This is a genomic window from Sphingobacterium humi (genome assembly GCF_009768885.1).
Lineage (GTDB): Bacteria > Bacteroidota > Bacteroidia > Sphingobacteriales > Sphingobacteriaceae > Sphingobacterium > Sphingobacterium humi.
Map to the genome: position 1 here is coordinate 131,600 of NZ_WSQA01000015.1, position 23,391 is coordinate 154,990.

Genomic DNA, 23,391 nt, shown 5'->3' on the forward strand with positions numbered 1-23,391 from the left:
TTGGTTTTTTATGAGTTTTAAATATGTTTGTTATTGTTATGTACTTTTATTCGCTTTACAACTACTATTCCGCCTTGTATTGCATAACCATCCAGCAATAGCCGACGTTTGTAATATCCATACCTTCTTTTACATGCAGGTAAACCGTTCCTGAAATATCAGCCCCGGTAATATCGTTTCTTAAAATCGCTTTCCATTGCCCTGAACCACTCGCAGTCTCAGCGGAGATATCATATTTTGGGTCAACATCAGGAGGAGTCGCAATGCTGGTCAACCTACAATCAAATTTTTTATCCGTAAATATAGTGACGCTTAGATCGCTAATATCCAACCCTTGCACAAGGTAAGGCAGTCTGGCTTTGATATCGTCCAGTGATAACATAAAGCTGTTATCTGCCAGCATTTTTTTCCATGCATCCGGAAACTCGTTTTTCAGGTCAAAGATGCGGTAAAGACCTTCGCCATCGGTATCACCCTTGATCACGTCTTCCACATATGTTCTAGCCGCTGCTTTGGTTGCCCCGCTATCCTGTGCGGTATAATTGATGTGGAGGATCACATCCTGAATGGTATTGTAATCAAACTGAGCATATGCGGCAGGTAACTCGATTGTCCATTTACTAATGGCACCGGTACCTTCGAATGGCAGGTAGCGTTCATCCCTGAAGTTGAGTTCAAACAAACCACTGTCCTGATCTGCCCTGCTCGTAGCAACAGACTGAATGTTGCCATACATGTAGGTGAAGCGGCTATCGTTATCAGTGTCCTCCTCGTAGCTAGCCCCGGATGAACCGTTGTGGCGGTATTTGCTGGAGGTTTGGGTTAGTTTGCAGCTTATGGTGGTATAAGGACCGGCTACGCATGGTATGCTGATGCTTACGGACTTGATGCGGCGCATGTGCTGCCCCGGGTAATCCATATCATAAAGCCATTCTGGGAGCTCTATCTGGCACTCTGTTCCAAGACGCAACGCGATCAGCGCATCAGGATTTAGCGAAGCCAGCGAGATATGTTTGGTTAGTTCCAATTGCCTTTTGTGCTTATCCAGATAGGCCACTTCCATACGCTTGATATCGTACATCAGGCTTTCACCGGCCAAAAGCCCCTTTTTCAGACTATCCCAGTAGCCATAACGGATATAGTCACTGGTAGTGAGGTTCAATTCATATCGGAAACATTTTTCAGCTTTCTTTGCTGTATCGTAAGCAAGTTTGTAAGCCTGGAAGTAGGTGAGTGAAATTTGTGTGACCATCCATTCGTAAAGCTGCTCATTGGTGTATTTATCCCGCATCGCAGTATCCATCTGCTCCGAATTGGCTACCACCAGTATATGGTTGGCCAGCTCCTTATCTGCCATGGCTTTCCTTATCTCTGCGGCCACAAGGAGTTTTTCAACCTGCTTTATTTCGATAGTGGCGGTTTTGACCTGAAGTTCCCAATCCTGTTGGCGTCTTTTAAATCCTGCATTCAGCCCGGCCATATGCGCTATGTGGTTATTCATGGCAGCCAGTATTCCTATGGCATCCGCACTGTATTTGCCCGACTTTCCGAGGTTTTCACCACCGAAATGGGTACCAAAAGAGAATGCGCCAATAGTCAGATTAGGGAAAAGTGATGTTGTAGCTGCAAGAACAGACGTACTGGCACTAACAGCAGTAAGTGCTGTACCTATATTTGCACTAATGAGCTGCGTTTGTTCTCCGCCAATTAAGCCTTCATCAATTAAATTCTGAAAATGATCTCTGCGAACATTGATTGTTTCCAATTGTACTGAGAGTGCATCGAGTTGCTGCTGGGCTTCTTCTACTTGTAATTTACGCAGGTCGGTCATGGCATTGAGCACGTTCAGCTCTTGTGTACTCCGCAGTAGGGCTATATGCTCGGCGTCTTTCTTTTCTAGCGCTGTGAGCAGGAGGCTTCCAAGTCCCTTTACTTCTGCTGCGAGCTCGGTGGCTTTGGCGCTGAGGGTATTGAACCTGTAATTAGGCAAGGGTGCATTGAGGTCTCCCAGAATGTCGGACAGAGATGCGCCTGACGCAGCCGCCCTTACCAGCAAGGCCGGATCAATTGGCGGGTCAAACAGAGCCAATGTACGGGTAATACCATCAATGTTCTGACTGTTCCTGATCTTAAAGAGCCTGTCTGCCAGAATATCCCAGTATTGCAGCATTTTGTCATTGAACGGTATACAGAAATAGTACATATTACCGATGATCTGCTGTGCTTCGTCTATGGTTAATTGTAGACTGGAATTGAGGTTACCGGTGGAAGCAGACGATGAGTTAGCCAGTACTGGAAAATTGGCACCTGTAAATACCTGGTTCGTAAATACTGTTGCACCTGAATTTGATAATACGGCAGGTGTGCCACTGGTTGGCCGGCTGACTTTGGTGCTGGAAGGTACCAGTATGGAATGCTTTGTGGCACCGGACGACAATAAATAATTTTCTATTTTGACCATGGCGTTGCCAAAGTCGTTGAGTTGATACTGGGTACTAAGAGTGTAATAGGTCTGTACCTGTGGCTGAGCCCTAGCGGGGATTTCCTGCGGTCTTCTTCCCAGGATCTGAGCGGCCAGCACATAGAGCAGGGTCGCTTCATTGATGGACTCCCTGGTATCCCTGCGGAACAGCACATCACCCCAGGCAATCAGATTGTCCAGATACTTATTGACTGTATTCTTCATGTAGGCCGACAACCTTGTACGGGCTACCGAATGTGGGTTGAACGGATTTTCTGCCCATTTGGCGATGGCCGGGTTAACGGAGGGGTCAGCCAGCACATCTGCTATTGTCGGAATATTATTGGTATTATCATAGAACGGTTTAAAGTTCCAGAACCGGCTTAGTGGATTAGCTGTGCTGCCTGACGGCTGTTTATTGGTCGGGTTGAACACGTAATGGTACCACCTGCGGGCGTCATCAAATTGTTGATCCTGGGACAATTTGTTAGCGATGAATATTGGTATGTGATAAAACAGTTCCCAATTGTACAGTGAATAGGCACCTTCGGGGCTGAAATCCAGCGTGTCATCAGGGTATCTTGGATCAACGCTGCCGGTAGGTTGGTACACATTATCAAACTGTATCCTATCCGTAAAGCCACCTGTAAAACCAAGATCAAGAAGTCCGTCTGTACCTTTGGCATGGAGAATATCCAGAAAATCATCAATACGGCTGAACGTAAAATTATGAAAGCGGTAAGCTGTAACACCCGGAAGAGCAGTTACAGGCACATTGGATCCGCCAGGGGAAGCTGACGGGCTTACATTGACCGGATAACCTGACATCTGGACAGAAGCACCGCTGTTTGCCGAGGCAGAGAACACACCGCTTAAACCTATACTTGAAAAACCGGAATTGTCGTTTTTGACAGTGTTCATCTGTACACTAGCGGGAGCTGTGTGTACAGGCATAATGCCGGGGCTGGCCATATTATTGTTGGATACCGTCACCTGAGGTGTAAGACTGATTATACCCTTTTCGACAAAGAAAGTATGATCCTTGTCTTTATAAAAGAAGTACGGTATTTCTATTTTTGAACCCGGCGAATAGTTTTCAGGGACTACACGCGGTAGGACAATGTACTTGGCCTTTTCCTTGTTAACGACAACCCTTTTCGTCGGTGGTGTCAGGTAAGTTGTATTGGGATTGCTGATACTGGGATACTTTAAAATAACTGAGCCGTCAAACGGGTCGTTTTTATAGGTATTGCCGGGTGCGTACTTGAGCAGCTTGATGTTGTTGTCCGGAAAATGGGAATAGCCATCACCTGGCAGCAGGTTATACCAGTAATCTGTATTGGCCGGCCAGTAGGCATTATTGTAAAGGTCTATGTTATTGGGTTTGTTGTAAAGATCGTCGTAAATGATACTGTTGGCAGCGTTATTGCCTTTTTGTATAGCCACAACACCTCTTGGTGTCAGTTCAAACATACCGTTCGTAACTACTTCGTCAGAAGACCATTTAAATTGTTGATTCCAATCTTGGAAAGCTTTATCGAAATGGGCTTTGAGACTGTCAATTGGGTTCTTAAGTACTCTAAATCTCACCAGCGGGCTCGTTTGAATAATATAATAATGATCATTATATATTTTCTTCATTACCGCATTATCCAAAGCATAATTTCTTTCAACTACCCTGAATTGCGGTCTGCCACTGGCATCATAGGAGCAAAAGAAATTGAAGGATTCTTTTCTAATCAGCTCAAGGTCACCTTCCTTGTTCCATTGACGGTTTTCACGGTTGCTCATTTCACGTAAATGAAAAAATGGTAGCTGATCTAAGTCAACCGGTGTTTCTTCCGCAATAAAATTGCTGTACAATGCTTCGGAGCTGATCTCCTTGGGTGTCCATTTGTTATCTTTCAGTTCTGTCCAGCCAAGCTGTATCCTCCAGCGGACTTTAGGAGGCGTTACATATCCGACGTCCGATCTCCGTGTATCGCTTAGTCCTTTGGTTTCCTGATCTTTTGTAAATTCCAGCCAGTACAGCTTAAGCCTTCCTCTCCACATCACCGGGATGAAATGGTCACTGCTGATTTCAATGTCCATCTTTTCCCAGGCGGTCCATTCTCTGGCGACGCGTTTCCTGTAAAAATAGATATAGGGTACAGACCTTGTTCTGGCAAAGACATGCACCACATCGTTGTTGTCGGGATTGAAAACGTTGTAGGTATCGTTTGTTTCCCGGTAAATACCTATTACATTTAGACTTGACACCTGTTCCAGCCGTTCCAGATAAGTATTGTATGCTTCCTCAACCGTATCCTTATTGATCTCATTTTGTTTAAGGAAATTTTCCAGCTCCAAAAAGAACGGTGATTTGTTGTCTCTCAGCTCCGGTTCAATCCAGTTTTCGGGGTAGAGGAATATTTTGCGGTTGGCTTCCCATAATCTGTAAATTCTTCGCCACTGATACCACTGCCGGGCGAGGGTGTTGGTAAGAGTGACTGATTCCAGCTGTAAAAGAACCCTGTCAATCCAGAGCTGAATCGTATTGTTGGCCAGCAGGATACGGGTGGTTGAGACAACAGGCATCATCTCTACGTCCACCATCATGGTTTCGTAGATGTCGTGGGAGGTTAGCCAGTTATTGTAATAGTTGGAAGGCGGGTAAGCCAACATAAAGGCCAGCAGGGCATCCCGGCGTTCCACCCGTAACTTGTCATTGACCGGCTCTATCACGGAGAGCCACTGCGTATTGTTATAAGGCGCCCTGACGAGGTGAATGACCACTGATGCATCGGCCTGTACAGCAGCACTGATAGCAGCAGTTGCCACATCGTCCAACGCTCCCATGGCGGCAGGCATCAGGTACTGCATTTCAAGGCAGTCCATGATGCGCAGGTAAGTCAGTGGCAGCGTATAGGATAGCGCGGGATCAATGCCCAGGATACCCGTGTCTGTGGAACTGGTGACAGGAATGTCCAGCAGGGCTGCCGTATCTGATGCGCTCATTTTCATAACCTGTGCCACAACAGGTGAGAGGCTTGTAGTGCCTTTGCGGACGGCGTCAAACAGGATGGTGATATCCGAACCTGTAAACACCCTTATCCGCATCCATTGCAGAAAGTTTCTGAGCAGACGGTATGTGGCATCGCTGTCAGTACCGGGCAGGAAGGTATCTGTCTTGCCGTTTCTTATTGGCAGATCCATTAATCTTAGTATATCGGGCAGTGCATACTCAGTAGGGGCGGCATCCAGCTTGTTGTACCACAGATACTGGACTTCTGTTAGGCTTAATCTGAAAGCATTGACAAGTATGGATGCTTTATGAAGGTATAGGATAACCCTGAACTGGTCGCTTGCGGAATTGGCAGGATCCCACCTTTCAAGCGGGTCGGTACCGGTAATGAAATCGGCATCCAGCAGGATGTCGAAACCGTTGTCGTTACCAATATAAACAACTTTGTCCAGTATAAAATGTGTCGTGCCTGCATCCAGACGGTAGGAAGTAGCCAGATAATTGCTGACGGCAGGTTTAAGCACCTGTTCATTAAGGTAAAGGCAATAATTATCGTATACGTAATTATACCGGTCTTCCGTATTGTCCAGATAGTTGCTATCAGAATCATCTGCAAGGATGAGGTCTGCATTTGGAGGCAGGAAGAAACTTAGGTCATCATTAATAAATGTTCTGTCTCCGCTGTTGTATTCCGGCGTGATATCCAAAACCCTGTTGAGTATTTCCAGTAATTTTTCGGCATCGCCTTCTGTGAGTATTGTAAGCAGTATTGCTTTCAGTTCAAGGCCTGCATTGTCGTCAACGGCATCAAAAGCAGGGTACCAGCTTTTGGACAGTTCGTTTCTCAGACCGGCCAGTTTTTGGGCAAGATCGATATTAGCTTTGTCATCTGACAAGGCATCCACTGGTTGGTCAAGCAGGATATAATCTGTATCCTGTGGGCGCAGTTCTGTGTCCTTAATCCCTGAAACCACATGGGCAAAGCGCAGTGTGTCAAAGGGCAGGGCCGTATAGTTGGCGGAGGGAGCGTTAAAGATGGATATAGGTCTTGCTGCCGTGTCATTGGCAGGATCAGTGGTGCCGGTTTTGTTGCCGAAGTACGCAGGCTGACTGATCCATTTCATATAATGTTGCCAGTCCTTTACGCTGATTTTCAAAGCCTTGATCAAAATATTCTGTCTACACAGATAGCTTAAAAAAGAAAGGGAGGGGATGAATGGGTCTGTCGAAATATTATAGACGTTGTAAGCTTCATCCAGCAATGTTTGGGTTTCTTGTGTGGAAAGCTGTAATATACCCGACAAATAATTCGTCAGATCGGCCTTGCTTACGTTCGTAATAGCTGTATGATCCGCTTTAAACGGATAGTTGCCGTTCTCAATTACGTTCTTCATTGCGGGGTTGCGGAAGATCGTCAGATACTGGTTCGGGATGTCGGTTACTTCACATTCTTCATTTTCTTTGCCGTAATCCCGGTAAAGGGCGGTATCAAGGTCTGCATAAAGTGTACAAAACAGCTCAGGACTGACTTTGTACAAATCGGCAAGCCGTCTGACCTGCATGACCTTTGTAAAGATCGTCTGGTCTATATTCGTGCTGCCCAGTGTCCTCAATACTTTGTCCAGCCGGTAATACTGCCAGCCAAGAGCTTTTGCTAGCCTGACAAAACGGTGCAGCTTATCTAAAAATACGGGAATATCTGTATTGAAGTTATAAGGACTTATCTTAAGCTCATGCAGTTTGCATGTTGAGGGAGATTGAGCCTGATCGTTGGGCATTATCGCTAAAATGCGAGATTGCGGATCAGCCGGATTGACCGGGTTGAGGAAATAACAGTCCAAAAGGTGCAGTAGCTCCTTATAAGTCAGTTTGGTCTGTTGGAGGAATACATCTACACGTCCGACAAGTTTTTGAATCCAGTCAGTACTGTTAACAGCCAAATATGTTCCTCTGGCACGCGGGTCAGGTATGTTAGCCCTGAATGTGTTGCTGCCGTGGGTATATCCAGTAATAAAGCCGTAAAATATCGCCAGCGAGGCATTGTTTGGTGGTGTAACGGGACTGGAAGTCGTAATGATCTGTGCCAGCTCATTGGGAGCACCGGCATAGTTGACTGCATTCTGATAAGTTGACCAGGCATTGATTACATCTTGCTTACTAAAACGCTGTGCCAGTTCCCATGATTTCACACCGGCAATGTCCAGATGTACGGCAATCTGTCTTTGGTAAAAATTATAGGGCAGGCTCCATGGGTATTGTGCAGCTTTTAGTTTGGTATAGGGTGATGCCAGTGTTTTTGTCGTGCTACCGTTTGTGATTGTTACACCGTCAGCGTTGATGTGCTCTGGAACAGCCCTGAGATGTGCAGCATCCGCTGTGGTTTGGCGGGCGTATACCTCGTAATTTCCGGTAGATACAATGTCTTCAAGCAATTCATTGACAATATCAATCTGGGGCAACGGTGTATTGGTGTTTTCACAGGTCAGCTCTATATGTCGGATATCGGGCCGGCGGTCATTGACCAGACGGTTATGGACATCAACGGCCTTGGTTTTAAAGAAATGCAGGGTATCCACGAGGTAAGCCGAAGGGCTGTACAGGGACTGGCAGTGACAGCAGGTACAGGCATCCAGCGAGCCGAACAGGCTGCGCCATTCCGCATATGGGTCGTTGGCAGGTGGTGTGCCGGGGTAAGGTATGGCCGTTTGGTCAACGTAATTCGGTATGTGCGAACCGATGCCGTCCCATGAGTTGGGCACATTGATCAGATTCTGATACTGCAAGGTACGTGTAACGCTGTGTGCTGTAATGGTGCCGGCGGATGCATAAACGCTTTCTGCAAGCTCTGCATCGTCGTTGAACTTATCGGAATAGGTGTCCACGAAATCAGCCGAGGACATCCTGCTGACATGAAAGGCGGATACAAGGCCATCGGCAGCCATGGCGGAAACCGCCGGATAAAGGGAGGTTAGCCCCATTAAGCGCTGAGTTATGGCAACTTCATCAATAAAAGCCTCCCGGTCATTGACACCGGTAAAATCGTATGTACTAGATGGTGAAGACAAATCCCTGATATCTACTGTTCGGATGTCGAAACCAGGGTTGTCGCCTATAAAACTGTTCAGACTCAGTTTCATTTCACTAAAGGCGGTATTGGCATCACCGGCGATCATCGCATCAAAGGATCTTGTCGGATAGATGACGGCAAAGTTTTCAAATAAACGCTTTGCGTAGGCTGTGTTCCGCTCTGTATTATTTTCCCCTTCAATATAATCCGGATAATAAAAATTAGCAGCATCGTTCGAGGCACACTCTGTAACCAGCGTCTGCCAGTCTGTTAGGGTTAGTATGGCCAGAAGATCCGGCTCCATAACATTTGGGGTAACAGGCAGTGTTTTACTACCAGAATAGGTACCGCCTTCCAGCAATTCAAGCATACGGCCTGCCAGAGCGGGATTACTACCTGAAACCGGAGAAACTTCAGTGATGGCTTTTAAACGGTCTTTATATGTGCCGTATGTAGCGTGTGTTCCTATAAAATCCCAGAAATCCTCCTCATCTTCATAGCCGAAATAAAGAGCCATGAAACCATTGGTCAGTGCTGCATTTGAAAATACCTTATTGAAAATTTTAAATGTGGATGATTTTAGAGTATCCGACGCATTTTCATTGTTCCAACCGGATACGAGCCTTGCTTTCAGCGCGGCGACGAAATCATTTAAGGCAGCCTGTGAATAATTGCCGATGATGGTTGTATCCATGGCAATCTGCAAGGCATCCAACAGATTCTGATCGGGTTGGAATATCAGTTGTTCGGCAAGTACCGGCTTGTTCATACGGAATAATCCGTAAATAAGCTCAGGATTGAGGTCTTCTAAACGGTCGCTTAACTGAAAAGCCTGTATCATCAGGCTGATATAGAACCGGCTTTCCTCAGTTACAGTTGCTATATAAGCCGCATTAGAGTCTTCTCCATCAAATGTCAGGTTTTTGATAGGTGTAGGCTGTATAACATCTTCAATTTTTGTTTTTAGGGTGAGGTATTCAGAGGCAATGCTGATGTCATTATCCAACATTATGTCAATTCTTACCTCATTATCAATGTAGGATACGCCTTTTTTGTCTGACGACGCTAGCTCAATTGGGGTATCATCTACAAATACCTGAACCACATAATTAGGTCCTTGGCCGCTAAGTGTACTTTTATCTATATCACAACTGTAATAGCCGTATTCGTCCTGTTGTGTTGTACCTATGCTGAGCGCAGATGAAAACAGCACCTGTTTTATGGTGACATCATATACTTCAGGTAATTGGTTGCCTGATATATGTCGTATGTAGCCATATACTTTAAGAAATTCTGCCGGTTCCGGCTCCGGTTCGGGTGGATACTGGTCATACAGTGCATTAAGCTCAACGGCTGTTGGTCCGTCTACGTTGCCACTCACAGGCAATATCCCTTTGGCATTCCTGAATGCGTAGATGTATTCAGAAGTGGCAGAACCATAAGTACTGTTATCCCGTTCATCAAGAAAGGCGGTATGAAAACCCGGATTGAAAACAATATCACCCTTGTCAATAAGAAAGAGCATGATGTCCTGAAGGTTTCTGACATCGACGCCAGTCATGGACTGATTTAACGGAGGTACAATGTGATAGTACGACATAATCAGGTAGCGTTTATAATAGTTAAATATACAGTATTATTTATCTAAATAACAGGTGTTTATACGTAAAGTTTTGATTAGCTATTTTTTATGTTGATTATTTTGGTATGAACGTTATATAGAATTACGTTGACGCAAATATCCGAAAGCAGGTGCCGGCTTAAATTCAGCGAATTATGAGTGTTATTTCCATTCACTTTGAACCATTCATCAATGCTATTTTCCCGGCTTCCACATTTTCCTTTATTCAAATAAGCCTGTATGCTCTATTGTTCCATTTCAAGAGCAAAGGTATTTCCGTGTTTTTAACGCCGGCACAAGGTCATGCAAGTCTGGAAAAAAATCTCCACCCCTTGGGTAGTATTTGTTTTCCAAAACCTTGTGCCGGCTAAACACGAACCTTTTATGCTCGTGAAACGAAACATAGCATACGCCGGCTCTTTGGACGAATAAAAAAAATGTCAGTTATGAAAATTAAAAGCATTGAAAATGGTAATGAAACGAAACAGCACCACCTCTCATTACCGAATAAATCAGAAAAATTAAATCAAATATCAATCACTAAAAATCAAGCAAGATGAACATCACAGGCAGACTGACAAGGGATGCGGAAGTACGCACATTGTCGAACGAAAAACAGGTAGTAAACTTTTCAGTAGCAGTAAATGACGGTTACAAAAACAAGCAGGGCGAATGGGTGGAGCAAACAGCTTATTTCGATTGTGCTTATTGGATAAGTGCAAACGTGGCAAGGCTACTGACAAAAGGTACTTTGGTAGAACTCACAGGGCGGATAAGTCCGAGAGCGTGGGTAAACAAAGAGGGTGAACCAAAAGCAGGGTTGAATTTCCATACCTCAAACATCAAACTGCACGGAGGTGGCAAAAGAGCCGAAGCAGTACAAGCCACTTCACAATCAGAAAACAACGGATTTACAGCAGAGGCAGCAGAGGACTTCCTACCATTTTAAAACAATCATTTAATCATTTTTCAAACATCAAAATTTTAAGCATTATGGCACACAATCTAAATTTTAACGAGCGAACAGGAGAGTACAGTTTCTTTACAGTACAGCAAAAAGCGTGGCACGGTTTGGGGCAACTTGTAGAACAATACCCGACAAGCGAGGAAGCTATCAGACACGCAGGGTTAGATTACGAGGTAGTCAAATCCCCATTGTTTGCCAAAGGTTCGGGCATTATAGAAACTGCACAGGGTATCGAGATAGGCAGTAACGAATTGGCAGTACCTGACTATTTCGCCAATATTCGCACGGATAACAATGCGGTATTGGGCGTAGTGGGTAAGGATTACCACATTGTGCAGAACCGTGAAGCGTTTAATTTCTTTGATGCTATCGTAGGCGGTGGGGACGGTATTCTGTACGAAACCGCAGGAGCATTGGGCAAAGGGGAACGCATTTTTATCACAGCTAAATTACCCGACTATATCCGTGTAGGTAACAAAGATGATGTAACGGAAAAATACATCTTCCTGACCACAAGTCACGATGGAAGCGGAAGTATTACCGCAGCGTTTACGCCCATCAGGATAGTTTGTCAAAACACCCTTAATGCAAGTTTGCGGAGTATGACTAATGTAGTACGCATTAAGCATACATCGGGAGCAAAACAACGTATTGAGAATGCCCACAAGATTATGGGGTTGGCGAATATATTGAGTAACCAATTACAGGGCATTTTCAACGATTGGGCAAAGGTTAGAGTATCAGACCGAGAGGTTAAAAAGTTGATACAGTTGGCACTTTGCCCGAACAAAGAAACCCTTGACTTACTCCAAAAGGGTGCGGAAGATGAGGTTTCGACTGTGTTCAAAAATACCGTAGATGATGCATTTGGCTACGCTATGATGAGCGACACACAGCAAATGGAAACTACCAAAGGTACTTTGTTTGGAGCATACAATGCTGTTACAGGCTATTTTCAAAATGTCCGCAATTACAGAAATGACGAAGCCAAGTTACAGAGTATCGTGTTAGGTGGTACGGCTCAACTGAAATCACAAAAGGCATTTGATCTGTGTACCGCTTATGCTTCGGACGGCGCTGAAATCCTAAACCTTAATTAAAAATAACGATAGGCTACCGCCTTAAACGGTGGTAGCCTTTTAAAGATAAAAACCATGCACACAACATCAAAGAACGAAGCAAAACAACTGGCTAAATCATATAGCCACAACAAGGAGTACAAAGACGTACATGTATATGTCATTTACTGTAACCGAACGAAACAATACTATGTAGATACGAACAGCCTAATACGGCTTTGGGAGAAGATTATTGGCTATTACACAAACGGATTTTTTACATCAAACCGTAACGAATAAAAAATTAAACTATGGCGAACTGGTGCAATAATACGGTTGTTTTCGAGGGGAAACCCGAAGCAATCGAACAGATACAACAGCTATTCACGGCAATGGCTGATAAGCAAGAGATAGAAAATTGCGGGCAACTACCTGACTTCGTAGAGGACAGTAACGGTGGCTATTTTTTCGACATCTTCCAAGAGGAAGACTGTACAGGCGTATTTCAATACGAAACGAAATGGTCGCCCAACACAGAAGTTTTGAAGAAGATAGCAGAGCGGTATAAAGTAGATTTTATACACGACTACGAAGAAATGGGTTGCTTGATATATGGCAAGGCAACATTTTCCGACAAGCTACTCACAGATATTTATTTGGAGGACGAGGATTTTGAAGGATACAAATATGATGAAGAATCCGACAGCTATGATTTTGAGGGCAAGAAATATGACAGTGATTGTGAAATACTGGAAACCCTATTGGAACGCAAAATTGAAAATCATTTTAACAACATCAAAATCCAAAACGAAGAAACAGAGATTGAAAAGTTGTGCAAAGAACGCTTTAAGCACCTTACCAATGCACAGCTAGTGGCAAGAGTAAACAGTCTGCCCGATTTTGGTTGGGACGACGAGGGGGTAGAACTGCAAAGACGGCACAAGGTTTCAAACGGTGCATTTGATTATGCCTTTAATTATAACACAATGGTAATTCTAAAAGATGAAAAGCAATGTATATAACAGATTTAAACGGTTTCCTAATCGAAGTTACAGACCTTGATGAAGCCATAAGGATAACGGCAAATTACAAGGAACACAGGCATAAGAATAAGCGTTTTTCTGAGTTTGATAAACGGCAAAAAGCTTATTGGACGGATATGTACGAGAAACTGACAGCACTCAAACAAACAAGTAACAACAATTAAAATTTAGAACAATGAATACAAATTTTTTCAATCAGATACAGCAGTTGGATTTTACAGGCGTATTGCAACTGAACATTTCCAAAGGAGTAGAAAATAACCTAATTGTATCGGTTATTCTCAATAATGAGCAATGCGGAGATAGTGCCAAAAACCTCATTCCCCCATTGATATTTAACGCCACGCCCCAAGAGTTTGACGAGGGATTTTTTCAGCAGATAACCGCACCTGTTAAAACTGTTTCGGGTTTAATGGTCGATATGGAAGCCTTTATGAAGCAAATGGAAGCAGTTAAAATGCAATCCGAAATGGAGAAGCAGAAAGCCGAGAAAGTCAAAAAGGAAAAAGAAGCCAAAGACAAGAAATACAAAGACAGTATGGCAAAGGTGGACGAGTTGGAGAAAGAGGGTAAATTCCGTGAAGCGTGGATGAAAGTACCCGACATAGCGGATTTTCCTGAAAAAGCAGACGAGATACGCAAACGCAAAACATCATTGTCCAACAAGTTCGCAACGCCTAACCTTTTCGGTGCAATGGAGGAAGCGACACCCAAACCGCCACAGGTAGCGGAAGTTACTGCCGATTATCCCATTGATGAAACAGGCGAAGACGAGGAAGAAACAGAGTATTAACCATTAAAACGGAACATTATGTTATTAGCAACGCAATTACAACGAGTTTTTATACTCAAAGATAAACGACAGGACATCAGACTGACCGACCCCGAACCACGTTGGAGCGTGGAAGCCGTCATGAATTTTTACGCCAATATGTACCCGATTTTGACAACTGCAAAGGTATCAGCATCGAAGATTAAGGACGATACCGTTGAGTACCATTTTGAAAGTGTAATGGGTACGAAAGGTTAAACCAAAAATCAAGAGCAATGAACTATGCAACGCAACAAAATATCGGGAACAATCCAAATACCCGAACAGCAAAGGCAACAAAAGTTACACCGACAGTTGGGCGAATTCGCACAATGGATGCAAAGACCAAAAGATGCAGACCATGTGCGGAAAGACAAACGGAAATCCGTACCAATAGCCATGTTACCAATGGTATCTTAAAGTGTACGTTTCTGCCTAAACTGAAAACGGAACAATCCGTACAGACTTGTCAGAAAACGGAAAGGGATTTCTGTAAGTCCCTTTCCCAACTTACCGAGCATTACAGCATTGAGCCAATGCAGACCCGACAGGATTACGGCTATCCCTACAATATGGTTTTGGCTATGTGGGATATAGATACTCAAATGAAACTAAGCGATAGAAATTGGGACGGCTTTAAATTGGTACAGGACAGTAAGAAAACCTTTTTAACGAGTGTAGAAAGGTACGATACAGGCACAACGCTGTTTTACATTCCCCTTGTTCCACTCTTTGAAATGTTGCACGACAAACAGCGGAAACACACGGCACATATGTTGATTTCGGTTTGTAGTTATCTATATCATATTGCCCAGATACCGTATTACAGACAGGAAGACAGTTATTTGTGTTGGCTGTATGAAACGCACAAAGATTGGGTAGAACAAGACGATGAAACAGAAGATACTGAAAGTTATAAAAGTGAATTGAGAAAAGCGGAAACCGTTGGCGACAGGATTGAACAAAAGTTGTACAACCATATCAACCTAACATTATTTGAACAGCGCTTAAGCCGTTTCAAAAGCCGTGATACATTCGACAAAGAATGTTGGAACGTGGCTTGTAATGCCTTTGCTCTTTACACGGAATACCCGACAGCAAGTATTTTTCGAAACGCACCAATGCCCGAACAAGACCCCTATAACGATGATTGTGAAAACGAGGTTATCGGAATGGAAAAGTATATTTCCTTTATCGCTGATACCAAAGGTTGGCTGTATGAAAGCATTTCAGACAGTATAAACAACGAGTTTAACGAATATGGAGCAATGGAAGAACCTATCATTAACAAATCCTTTGACGGAAGCGAAATATCTGCAACCAACCTTGATTTTGAAAACCGCCTGTTTGAACTATTGGACGACCTTTCATACCTATTGTATAGCTATAAAACCACAGAAAAATGAACAACACAAAAGACATAACAGCAAGTTTTGGAACGCTTTATTTTCCTAAATCTGCTTTGGTTTTTTACGCAACCAACAACACAGACAAAGAAACCTATGTGGAGCATTTTGATATGGATAAGAACGGCAACCCTATCAATGCCCACCCATTAACCGTAAAAGAAGCCAATGTTTTGGCAAAGTGTTTACAGACCGATGAAGAAAAGAATACCGCCTTTTTAAAGTCAAGAGGAATTTTGCCTACCAATGTACTGCACATCAATCCGAGCCTTGATAAAGGCAAGGTGCTATGGTACACTAAGGCACAGCAAAGGCAACTGTATTTTGTGGATAGTCTGGGCATTCCCAACGGAATGGCACAAGTACCTGCAATGCTTTGGTTAGCTAGTAAAAGCAGTTTGACTGTTTTTGCTTTAGCAAACAACAGAAGACCCACCGAGAAATCGCCTTTGCATTACGCTCCATTTTTCAACATCTACGAAAAAGGCAACGTGTGTATGGGAACGGTAAGCATTGATATTAAAAATTCGGCTTCGGTTGAGGAATTTATACAGGCGTGGGAACATTACTTTTTCAATTCCTATTTCAGCTATTCATTATGCAGTAACCTAACCAAAAAGAACATTGTAAACCTTTGGAAAGACCTTGTTAATACTAATAAACCCTTTCCAAAGGAAGCATTAAAAAAGAACAATAAAACCCTCAAAAATCTATTCCGATGAACGCAGAGAAAACTACTTGTAGTGAGCAAATTCGAACTAAAGTACATTTCACAGATAACTATCTGTTAAACCCCACCAACCCGATTACGGTAAACCTAATCGGTGCAGGTGGTACAGGCTCAAAGGTATTGACTGCATTAATGGAAATGAACCATAGCTTGATTGAGTTGGGACACGCAGGGTTGCAAGTCCGACTTTGGGATGACGATATAGTCACGACTGCTAACTTAGGAAGACAGCGTTTTGCTGAATGTGAAACAGGATTGTACAAATCCGTAGCCTTGATTAACCGAGCCAATCGCTTTTCGGGTACAAATTGGAAAGCCGAAACCCGAAAATTTGAAAAGGACAAATATGGACGATTGCCCGAAGAAGCACAGGCAACCATTTTTATTACTTGCGTAGATAATGTACAGGCACGATTTACCGTAGCAGAAATATTGAATGCATTGGGCAACCTTAGAAATTACAGAGATGCACCCAAATATTGGTTGGACTTTGGTAACAGCCAGCATACAGGGCAAGTCTTACTATCTACAATAGGAGATATTCAGCAACCTAAATCAGAAAAATACGAAACGGTTGTAAGTCTGCCAATGATTACCGAAGAATTTGGTGAATTGCTGAAGCAATCTGAACAGGAGGACAATACGCCAAGCTGCTCATTGGCAGAAGCATTGCAAAAACAAGATTTATTTATCAATTCCTCACTAACCCAAATGGGCTGCTCCCTGCTTTGGGGTTTGTTTCGTTATGGGATGACGGAATACAGGGGATTTTTCCACAATCTGAAAGACTACCGTACCCAACCGATAAAAGTCGGTTAAAGCTCGAAAAACCGGGCGGCAAAAAGACATTCCTCCCTTTGGTCGGAAAGTCTTTTTGCGTTGAATAGTTGCAGCCACATTCTCAAAAAAGTTCAAAGATCATCGGTGCAGGAAAAATGCACTCGCTGACATTGCCCGATTTTGAGAAAGAGGCTGCGGAATGTTTTACCGGGATACCAAATCCCGAAAATTATAATCACAAGGCTTCTTTTCTTTCCAAATCTGCGACCAAAGAAAAGAAGCAAAAGAACGTCGCCGAATTTATGCCCATATTTGATATTATAGCGATTATTTGATTTTCTCAAAAAACATCAAAAATGGAATTAAGTGTTCGACTGTAATCCCTGTCAGCCCGCAAAGTAACTACTAAAAATATCAAAAACCCTGTTAATTATACAATTAGCAGGGTTTTCTTTTTCCTCAGTTTTTCAAATCCCCCTCTAATCGCTTGTTTTTAGCGAGGCAAAATCGAGCCCCTAAAAGTTCGAGATTTAGGGGCTCGCTAAAATAGTCAGGAAGCTAGTTAAGTATTTCATAATCACATGACTAGCAGCTAAACATCTTGTTACGAACAAACAGGAGTTATAACTTAAGAAAATGCAAAAGTAGCTACGGATATGAACATAAAAATCACCATCCATATTTATCCCCGATTGAGCAAATCCAATTCGGCTGGCCTCCCTCCCATTTATTTCCGAATCACGATTAATGGAAGGCGCAAAGAATTTTCAACCAAAAAATTCATTAATCCCTCCAGGTGGGATTCCAAAATGATGAGAGTAAAGGGCAATTCAGAAGAGGCCCGTACAATAAACAGTTATCTAGATTTGTTGAAGAACAAGGTCTACCAGGTAGAAAACACATTACAATTTCAGAACACACCCGTCACTTCAGAAGAAGTCATAAATTTTTTGATAGGAAAGCGGAAAGACAGAGAGCGAATGTTAGTAGAAATATTCAAAGAACACAATAAGAAAGTGAAGGCCTTAATAGGAGTCGACTTTGCCCTTGGCACTTTTAGTCGCTATGAAACTTCAGCAAAGCATATTTCCGATTACCTCCAATTTCAATATCACATCAAAGACATTCCCGTCACAAAAGTAGATCACGCCTTTATAACCGGATTCGATTATTACCTAAGAACGGAAAGGAAATGCTGCAATAATACGACGGTAAAATACATTAAGAATTTTAAAAAGATTATCCGGATATGCTTAGCCAACAATTGGATTAGCAAAGATCCATTTCTGAATTACAAGGTCAAGCTTACATCTGTCGAACGCGAAATATTAAACGACATTGAAATACAAAAAATCATCAATAAAGAAATCAGTATCGAAAGATTGGATATAGTACGCGATATTTTCATTTTTTCCTGTTATACAGGGCTTGCTTACATCGATGTAAAGCAGCTTACTAAGGAAAACATAGTAAGAGGAATTGATGGCCATTTGTGGATCCATACGCATAGGCAAAAAACAGCCGTCCCTACAAAAATACCACTCTTAGAAACGGCAAAAAGAATAATAGAAAAATACGAACAGCATCCCATATCCAGCAATAATGAAGCACTTTTGCCCGTCTTCACAAACCAACGAATCAACGCCTATTTAAAGGAAATTGCAACAATATGCAATATCAACAAAGAGTTAACTTTTCATTGCGCTAGGCACACTTTCGCAACCACCATTACCCTTTCAAACGGAGTACCTATTGAAACCGTATCAAAAATGTTGGGCCATAAAAGCATAAAAACAACCCAACACTATGCTAAAATTACGGATAGGAAAGTCGCCAACGACATGGAAATTCTCAAAAACGTATTAGGAAATACCAAAGAAAACGGCTCAAACAAGTCCAAAAACGGTTAATATTTCAAACCTTAACAGTATCCTAACAGCTTTTTAAAACAGAAAAACTAACATTGCGCCCAATAAAGTATCGCATTTGTTAAATCTCAAAAACGAGAAGGCTTCACTATTTCCACATTTACCATATTTATCACATGAAGTTCAATAATATTTTCATTGTTTGAATCTTTTTTAATCTTAGATTTATCTAAATCGAACCAAACGTCATTGAAGTCTTTTAAAATTTGGTATGACGGCTCTAGGATATGTTTCTTAAAATTAGAAGGGTTACTATACGATTTCGATAAACCCAATGAATTACACAGGTCAATAAGGCTAATCTCATGGTTTGAACAATTTCTCCAGAGAGATAAATAAAGGTAGAGCTTTAAACTATTCTTGAATTTTGTATGATGCCTGATATTTGTGTTAATTTTAGAATAATATGATGCTCGCCTAGACTTGTTTCTATTAAAATTAATAAATAACCTAGCAACTACAACGTCCATGTTAACCATGATAATGGATGAATAGTTAGCTTTTATAGGGATTGAGACACTAAATAAGCTACCGCTCCAAATCTTTTCAACTGAATCTTCATTATATCTAATTTCACAAATAATCTTTGACATTTTTAAAAATGCAGTTTTAACCTCTCTATATTCAGATGACTTTGCAATATCTGAAAGGCTGATTTTCATTGTTAACACCTCATGTTCAAGTAACGCCTTTTGTCCAGCTAAATGCTTGTCAAATTCCTTTTGACTAAAATCTTTCAGATTTTTTAATAGAATTAAGAAAATATTTAGTTGATAGGTCGAATTTAGAGATGAAATTATCCCCATGATATGATTTGGGGTAATTACAACTGGCTTAGTTTTATTACTATTCACTAACTTCATAGTAATCCTGCTCTATCGAAATTTCACAGGGTTATATTCCAAAGCTCTGATAACTTTCTCCAAATCATAGCGGTGAACATTTCCTAATTTTATATACGGAATCAATCCACGTTTTTTATAACGATTTAAAGTAGCAGGAGAAATTGCTAAAACTTCCAAAAGTTGCTGTGTATCGATGAATTTATTGCTCATAGTTTATCGTTGTTGATTTCTACAGCAAACTTAGGATAGGATTAGATAATTAAAGAAGTGCTAAACGTTCTGGAAACTTTGGAACGTTTTTGAGTAATAAATATTCTTGTTTTTTGGAAATGATCCATAGATTTGCTTACCTAAAATAAGCTTGAAATATTCAACCAAATTCAATCTCAATAATCTGATAATGAATAAAAAGAAATATCAAATACTAAATTCATTACCTCCTTATGGACCAATGTACATTTCAATAACCGAAAATGGACAAGATTTCTATTCAGAAGGATTTGTTGTTCGCTTTTATAAAGATGATGGTACAGATTGGGTTGCTAATTTTCAAGAAGGTTGGACAGATCTTAAGGAAATTGTAAACCTTAAAAAAACTCAAAACTTATTAGTAATAGCGAAAGGCATTTGTTACCTCATGAATCCAAATGAAATAAAGCCTATTGAAGTTTTTGGTGTTAATTATAAAATTATTTTTGAAACCAATAATGATGGATTCGTTTTATCTGATGATACAGGTTTGACAATTATTGAGTCTGATGGAAATTATTGGCACTCTGAACGAATTTCATGGGACGGACTGACTCATTTTAATATTGAAAACAATATAGTAACAGGATTAGCTTTTAATCCGATGCCTGATTCAGATGAATGGGTTGATTTTAGTTATGATATTGATAATAAGAATTTAATTGGAGGAAGTTATTATTCATTTGAGAATAAAAGACCTTGGTGGAAAATATGGTAACACAAAAATATCCCTGTCCTTGTTGTGGCTTTAAAACATTTATAAAAATCCCAAATGGAACTTATGAAATTTGCCCTGTTTGCCTTTGGGAAGATGATCCAATTCAGCTCGGAGAGATAGATTATGAAGGTGGCGCAAATCAAGTTTCTTTAATGCAAGGTCAACGGAATTATTTAGAATTTGGCGCTTGTGAAAGAGAAATGATTAAAAATGTTAGCAAACCGTATTCTGATGAAGAAAGGGATGAGAATTGGAAACCATTTAAATAAAATACAAGACTGTCATTATTTTTTAAGTGATATTTATAAAACATCCCAATAAATTGGTATTTCAGGTTTACCATACAACCAATTTTCGAATAGTTTGCGCCCATTACTTTTAAAATAGTTCAATGATATTTTTCTCCGTGTTCGATCAAGAGTGATTTGATGTAATTGTAATATTTCGAATTTTTCAATAAAATAATTTTTATTGTTCATCAATTTAAAAAACAAGATAATATCAATTTCCAATGTTGAAGGCTCGTCTATGCAGAATGAATCATACCATTTTTCAAATTCTTTTTTTGCCTCAGGACGTATAGCCTCATCAAAAGTTGTCATTGATTCAATAGAAAGTTTGGTCTGCTTTTTTGACAAAATTGCTGGAATGTCTAGTTCAATAATATTTCCTTCAATTAAATCATTTGGATTTACTTCTAGACGATAAATGTTGTTCCAGTCAAACCATGATAAATTTTCCAAATGCTCAATTTTTCCAAGAGATATATCTGTGTCTAACAGCTTATTATCAGGTCTTTCTTGATAAGGCTTAATAATGGAAAATACATCATCTATTTCCTCAATTCTCTTAAATAATTCATCTGAAAAATCATTAAATAAATATAAAGTCTGTATTCCAATATTTTTTGTAGTAAAATTATAACGAAGTTGATTTTGATCTATTACAAAAGTCATTTCAATAAAAAGCCTTTTTTTCAATTCTTCAAAACTGATAGTAGAATTATTGAATTCTATAATTATCGCATTATAGAATTTTGTAAAAGAATTGAGGCAGTTTACAAAAATCGACTTTAAATGTAAAAGTTCTCTTTCGTAAATTGCTTCGAAATCATTTATATCAAGTTGTGAAAGTAATAATAGATCTTCACTGTAGGAGCTTAGATTAAGATATTCAATATCATTATGCTTTACAGTTGCAAAGTCAAATTCTTTCAAGAAATTCAGATTCAAATTTACTTCCATGCTGTTTGAATAAAGTTCTTTAAGGTGTCTTGTTCGATTTTGATATAACGTTGGAATGATTTAAAATCATACCATCCACCAAGCGTCATTATCACCTGATAAGGAACTTGCTTAGCAATCAACATTGAAGCAAAGCTTTTTCTAGAGGTGTGAGCTGTGACTAATTGCCACTTGGGATATATGTTTACAATTTTCTCTGCACCTTTAAAACGAATTATTTCAATCTCATCATTCAATTCTGCTAGTTTGCATAATTCTGTAAGATATTGGTTATACTTTTGATTTGAAATTACTGGTAATGGCTTTCGATTCTTTTCATATTTCTTCAAAATACCTAGAGCGAGGTCGCTTAAAGGTGTGATAATAGGTGTTTTCGTTTTCTCTGTTGTCAGGTAAATCGTATCGCCTTTGATGTGGTGTCTAGACAACTGAGATAAATCTGAATAACGATATCCTACCACACAGCCAAAAACAAATACATCTCTAACACGATCTAATCGCTCGTTATTCGATAAGTCCAAGTTTACAAGTTTAAAGAACTCTTCCTCTGTCAAAGCAATTACCTCCAATTTCTGACGTTTTATTGTAAAATCCTTATATCCCTCACCAAACTTAATTCCGCTTCTTTTAGCATAGTTTAAAAACGTTTTAAGCGTACTTAATTGCTTTGCAATAGTAATTTTGTTTAAAGTCTTTCCTTGATCTGTAGTGTGATTAATTAAAAAGTTCTGAAATGAGGTGAAAAAATCATAGGACATTTTGTCAAATCGAACCATTGTTTTCTTCTCAATTTCATAAGCTCGAAGGTGCTTTTTCAATGATTTATAAACAGATAGGCTACCTTTAACTCTGGATGCAGTATTATCTTCAATGTATCTATCAATATAATCGAAAACTAAGTTTTTAGCTTCTTTCTTTTTTACCGTTACTAAAATAAAGCCTTTTATACTCATTTATAACTGTTGTTGAACTAAAATCCGTGTTGTCTAAATTGAATCGCTGGACAATTTTCTCAATGTTATTTATGATGGTTTTTAGATCATTGTTAATGATTTTTGTTTCTTCCAAAGTATGAAATAATTCAGAATCGATATTAGGCAAAAGTAACTTTGCATTCTTCCTGTTTATGAAAAAAACTTCCTTGGAAATTGAATCCCATTGTTCAGGAAAAACAGACACGGCTGTGGGTAGTTTTTTCAATTGACTTGCGACAGATATAGTAACCATAATTGGCCTTTGACCTATTGCGGATCAGTTTCAAAACCTGTGGACTAAGCAAATAATTTGGTCAATCTAAATTAGAAAAAGTTGACATCTCCTACACCTCTGAATTGACTTCTGAACGCCTTTATCTTAGCATTAAACGATTCTGCTGAGGCATTAGTACTTCTGTTATCAAAGTAGTTCAGGATGTTTCTATAATGGTTCTTTATCGTCCTAGATACCGTATTGAATGATT

Annotated in this window: 19 protein-coding genes; 12 read left to right on the plus strand and 7 right to left on the minus strand. The window is 40.6% G+C overall.

Annotated elements, in window-relative coordinates; all coding sequences use genetic code 11:
- Window positions 1-64: 64 nt before the first annotated feature.
- Entirely contained in the window at window positions 65-10,093 is a 10,029-nt protein-coding gene (locus tag GQF63_RS17270; RefSeq protein ID WP_160370496.1) for a Tc toxin subunit A-related protein, read from the minus strand.
- Between the two features lie 215 nt (window positions 10,094-10,308).
- Here GQF63_RS17270 and GQF63_RS19725 point away from each other — a divergent pair, with 215 nt between their 5' ends.
- From GQF63_RS19725 to GQF63_RS17320, 10 genes are all read left to right on the plus strand, one after another.
- Window positions 10,309-10,524, plus strand: a complete 216-nt coding sequence (locus GQF63_RS19725; RefSeq protein WP_212592632.1) for a hypothetical protein — start codon at window positions 10,309-10,311, stop codon at window positions 10,522-10,524.
- A gap of 185 nt (window positions 10,525-10,709) precedes the next feature.
- Complete coding sequence (locus GQF63_RS17275) at window positions 10,710-11,102, plus strand: single-stranded DNA-binding protein (RefSeq protein WP_160370497.1); 393 nt, start codon at window positions 10,710-10,712, stop codon at window positions 11,100-11,102.
- A gap of 44 nt (window positions 11,103-11,146) precedes the next feature.
- A complete protein-coding gene (locus GQF63_RS17280; RefSeq protein WP_160370498.1) occupies window positions 11,147-12,220 on the plus strand; it encodes a DUF932 domain-containing protein in 1,074 nt (357 codons plus the stop codon).
- 269 nt (window positions 12,221-12,489) lie between these two features.
- Window positions 12,490-13,200, plus strand: coding sequence for a DUF1281 family ferredoxin-like fold protein (locus tag GQF63_RS17285; protein WP_160370499.1), 711 nt, complete (start codon window positions 12,490-12,492; stop codon window positions 13,198-13,200).
- A gap of 196 nt (window positions 13,201-13,396) precedes the next feature.
- Window positions 13,397-14,014, plus strand: coding sequence for a PRTRC system protein E (locus tag GQF63_RS17295; protein WP_160370501.1), 618 nt, complete (start codon window positions 13,397-13,399; stop codon window positions 14,012-14,014).
- Between the two features lie 18 nt (window positions 14,015-14,032).
- Window positions 14,033-14,251, plus strand: a complete 219-nt coding sequence (locus tag GQF63_RS17300; protein ID WP_160370502.1) for a PRTRC system protein C — start codon at window positions 14,033-14,035, stop codon at window positions 14,249-14,251.
- 17 nt (window positions 14,252-14,268) lie between these two features.
- Window positions 14,269-15,438: a hypothetical protein gene (locus GQF63_RS17305; protein WP_160370503.1), complete on the plus strand. Its 1,170-nt coding sequence runs from the start codon at window positions 14,269-14,271 to the stop codon at window positions 15,436-15,438.
- Window positions 15,435-16,160, plus strand: coding sequence for a PRTRC system protein B (locus GQF63_RS17310; RefSeq protein ID WP_160370504.1), 726 nt, complete (start codon window positions 15,435-15,437; stop codon window positions 16,158-16,160). The genes GQF63_RS17305 and GQF63_RS17310 overlap by 4 nt, the downstream gene beginning before the upstream one ends.
- Window positions 16,157-16,987: a PRTRC system ThiF family protein gene (locus tag GQF63_RS17315; RefSeq protein WP_160370505.1), complete on the plus strand. Its 831-nt coding sequence runs from the start codon at window positions 16,157-16,159 to the stop codon at window positions 16,985-16,987. Before GQF63_RS17310 ends, GQF63_RS17315 begins: the two co-directional genes overlap by 4 nt.
- Before the next feature lie 617 nt (window positions 16,988-17,604).
- Window positions 17,605-18,858, plus strand: coding sequence for a site-specific integrase (locus GQF63_RS17320; protein ID WP_160370506.1), 1,254 nt, complete (start codon window positions 17,605-17,607; stop codon window positions 18,856-18,858).
- 86 nt (window positions 18,859-18,944) lie between these two features.
- Here GQF63_RS17320 and GQF63_RS17325 read toward each other — a convergent pair whose 3' ends face one another.
- Both GQF63_RS17325 and GQF63_RS17330 read right to left on the minus strand, forming a co-directional pair.
- A complete protein-coding gene (locus tag GQF63_RS17325; RefSeq protein ID WP_160370507.1) occupies window positions 18,945-19,739 on the minus strand; it encodes a replication initiation protein in 795 nt (264 codons plus the stop codon).
- Window positions 19,740-19,751: 12 nt separating this feature from the next.
- Window positions 19,752-19,931 (minus strand): MerR family transcriptional regulator, encoded by a 180-nt coding sequence (locus GQF63_RS17330; protein ID WP_160370508.1) that lies wholly within the window; start codon window positions 19,929-19,931, stop codon window positions 19,752-19,754.
- Window positions 19,932-20,121: 190 nt separating this feature from the next.
- Between GQF63_RS17330 and GQF63_RS17335 the strand changes: the two genes are divergently transcribed.
- Window positions 20,122-20,688, plus strand: a complete 567-nt coding sequence (locus GQF63_RS17335) for a hypothetical protein (RefSeq protein WP_160370509.1) — start codon at window positions 20,122-20,124, stop codon at window positions 20,686-20,688.
- Window positions 20,682-20,957, plus strand: a complete 276-nt coding sequence (locus tag GQF63_RS17340) for a CPCC family cysteine-rich protein (RefSeq protein WP_160370510.1) — start codon at window positions 20,682-20,684, stop codon at window positions 20,955-20,957. The genes GQF63_RS17335 and GQF63_RS17340 overlap by 7 nt, the downstream gene beginning before the upstream one ends.
- Window positions 20,958-20,990: 33 nt before the next feature.
- Here GQF63_RS17340 and GQF63_RS17345 read toward each other — a convergent pair whose 3' ends face one another.
- The 4 genes from GQF63_RS17345 to GQF63_RS17355 all read right to left on the minus strand — a co-directional run.
- Window positions 20,991-21,932 (minus strand): hypothetical protein, encoded by a 942-nt coding sequence (locus tag GQF63_RS17345; RefSeq protein ID WP_160370511.1) that lies wholly within the window; start codon window positions 21,930-21,932, stop codon window positions 20,991-20,993.
- Window positions 21,923-22,885, minus strand: a complete 963-nt coding sequence (locus tag GQF63_RS17350) for a site-specific integrase (RefSeq protein WP_160370512.1) — start codon at window positions 22,883-22,885, stop codon at window positions 21,923-21,925. The genes GQF63_RS17345 and GQF63_RS17350 overlap by 10 nt, the downstream gene beginning before the upstream one ends.
- Window positions 22,836-23,177, minus strand: a complete 342-nt coding sequence (locus GQF63_RS19970) for a hypothetical protein (RefSeq protein WP_425500401.1) — start codon at window positions 23,175-23,177, stop codon at window positions 22,836-22,838. The genes GQF63_RS17350 and GQF63_RS19970 overlap by 50 nt, the downstream gene beginning before the upstream one ends.
- A 53-nt stretch (window positions 23,178-23,230) precedes the next feature.
- A partial coding sequence (locus GQF63_RS17355) for a transposase (protein WP_160370513.1) occupies window positions 23,231-23,391 on the minus strand: 161 nt, incomplete at its 5' end.

Coding starts and splice junctions, on each gene's coding strand:
- GQF63_RS17270 (WP_160370496.1), bottom strand. CDS start 10,093: ATGACTGGCGTCGATGTCAGAAACCTTCAGGACATCATGCTCTTTCTT.
- GQF63_RS17310 (WP_160370504.1), top strand. CDS start 15,435: ATGAACAACACAAAAGACATAACAGCAAGTTTTGGAACGCTTTATTTT.
- GQF63_RS17330 (WP_160370508.1), bottom strand. CDS start 19,931: ATGAGCAATAAATTCATCGATACACAGCAACTTTTGGAAGTTTTAGCA.
- GQF63_RS17305 (WP_160370503.1), top strand. CDS start 14,269: ATGAACTATGCAACGCAACAAAATATCGGGAACAATCCAAATACCCGA.
- GQF63_RS17300 (WP_160370502.1), top strand. CDS start 14,033: ATGTTATTAGCAACGCAATTACAACGAGTTTTTATACTCAAAGATAAA.
- GQF63_RS17345 (WP_160370511.1), bottom strand. CDS start 21,932: ATGGAAGTAAATTTGAATCTGAATTTCTTGAAAGAATTTGACTTTGCA.
- GQF63_RS17315 (WP_160370505.1), top strand. CDS start 16,157: ATGAACGCAGAGAAAACTACTTGTAGTGAGCAAATTCGAACTAAAGTA.
- GQF63_RS17350 (WP_160370512.1), bottom strand. CDS start 22,885: ATGAGTATAAAAGGCTTTATTTTAGTAACGGTAAAAAAGAAAGAAGCT.
- GQF63_RS17295 (WP_160370501.1), top strand. CDS start 13,397: ATGAATACAAATTTTTTCAATCAGATACAGCAGTTGGATTTTACAGGC.
- GQF63_RS17340 (WP_160370510.1), top strand. CDS start 20,682: ATGGTAACACAAAAATATCCCTGTCCTTGTTGTGGCTTTAAAACATTT.
- GQF63_RS17285 (WP_160370499.1), top strand. CDS start 12,490: ATGGCGAACTGGTGCAATAATACGGTTGTTTTCGAGGGGAAACCCGAA.
- GQF63_RS17335 (WP_160370509.1), top strand. CDS start 20,122: ATGAATAAAAAGAAATATCAAATACTAAATTCATTACCTCCTTATGGA.
- GQF63_RS17280 (WP_160370498.1), top strand. CDS start 11,147: ATGGCACACAATCTAAATTTTAACGAGCGAACAGGAGAGTACAGTTTC.
- GQF63_RS17275 (WP_160370497.1), top strand. CDS start 10,710: ATGAACATCACAGGCAGACTGACAAGGGATGCGGAAGTACGCACATTG.
- GQF63_RS19725 (WP_212592632.1), top strand. CDS start 10,309: ATGAGTGTTATTTCCATTCACTTTGAACCATTCATCAATGCTATTTTC.
- GQF63_RS17320 (WP_160370506.1), top strand. CDS start 17,605: ATGAACATAAAAATCACCATCCATATTTATCCCCGATTGAGCAAATCC.
- GQF63_RS17325 (WP_160370507.1), bottom strand. CDS start 19,739: ATGAAGTTAGTGAATAGTAATAAAACTAAGCCAGTTGTAATTACCCCA.